General features: G+C 74.5%; 1 protein-coding gene and 1 pseudogene. Both read left to right on the top strand.

The window, feature by feature from the left end; genetic code table 11:
• The coding region (locus tag A5714_RS20645) for a dihydrofolate reductase family protein (RefSeq protein ID WP_197513844.1) at positions 1-397 on the top strand (397 nt) is incomplete at its 5' end.
• 14 nt (positions 398-411) lie between these two features.
• Positions 412-1,100: pseudogene (locus tag A5714_RS27670) on the top strand (hypothetical protein); the annotation flags it as partial.

Below are 1,100 nucleotides of genomic sequence, written 5' to 3'. Positions count from 1 at the left end.
CCGCGACCTGGGCGTCTTCACCCAGACCGAGGTGCGCCCGCTGGTAATGACCAGCCGGGCGGCGGTGGACGCCGCCCGCCGCCACCTCACCGATCTCGGTGAGGTCGTCGACTGTTCCGCGACCGACCCCCACGCCGTCGACCCGGCCGCGCTGCTCGCCGCGCTGCGCGACCGCGGCTTGCGCCGCGTCCTCACCGAGGGCGGCCCGACGCTGCTGGGCGCGTTCGTCGACGCCGAGCTGCTCGACGAGCTGTGCCTGACGGTCGCGCCGTTCGTGGTGGGCGGCTCCGCGCCGCGCATCGCCGCGGGCCTCGGGCAGCTGCGCACCGCGATGCGCCGTGCCCACGTCCTGACCGACGAGGCCGGCTACCTATACACCCGCTACGTGCGGGCCTAGCTACTGTGGTCGGCATGAGTCGGCAATCGGCGCGCGTCGCGGTCCTGGTCGCCGTGGCCGCGCTGCTGGCCGGCTGCGTTCCCGGGCTGGCCGCCGACCCGCGGTTCGCCACGAATTCCGGCGCCCGCCCGCAGGGCGCGGCCACCCCGAAACCGGCGCCCAGCGGGCCGCCGCCGATCGCCGCGCCCAAGAACGACCTGGCGTGGCACGACTGCACCTCCAAGGTGTTCGCCGACGCGGCCGTGCCCGCGCCCGGCGGCGTCCAGCTGGACTGCGCCAGCTACGACGCCGACCTGGACCCGGTCAACGGCGGGACCGGCACCGTCAGCGTCGGCGTGGTGCGCGCCCGCTCCAACCAGACCCCGCGCGACGCCGGGCCCCTGGTCTTCACCACCGGATCCGACCTCGCGTCGTCGGTGCAGTTCGTCGTGGCGTTGTTGGCGATGTCGGAGAGGTTGGCCACCGGGTCGTCACCGCTTTGGAACTGGGCCTGGTCGCGCATCTCCTGGCGGTCCAGCTTGTCGCGGCAGTCGATCGGGTTCGACATGCCGATGCCGCGCCGGTCGACGGCGACGATCGGATGCCCGGCCAGCACGTCGGCGCCGCCCCGGGCCAACCAGACGGGCAACTGCACCGACGACGCGAGGTCGGATCCGGTGGTGAAGACCAGGGGCCCGGCGTCGCGCGGGGTCTGGTTGGAGCG

The sequence above is a fragment of the Mycobacterium sp. E2462 genome, from assembly GCF_001672685.1.
Lineage (GTDB): Bacteria > Actinomycetota > Actinomycetes > Mycobacteriales > Mycobacteriaceae > Mycobacterium.
This window is presented reverse-complemented; position numbering and strand designations above follow the sequence as displayed.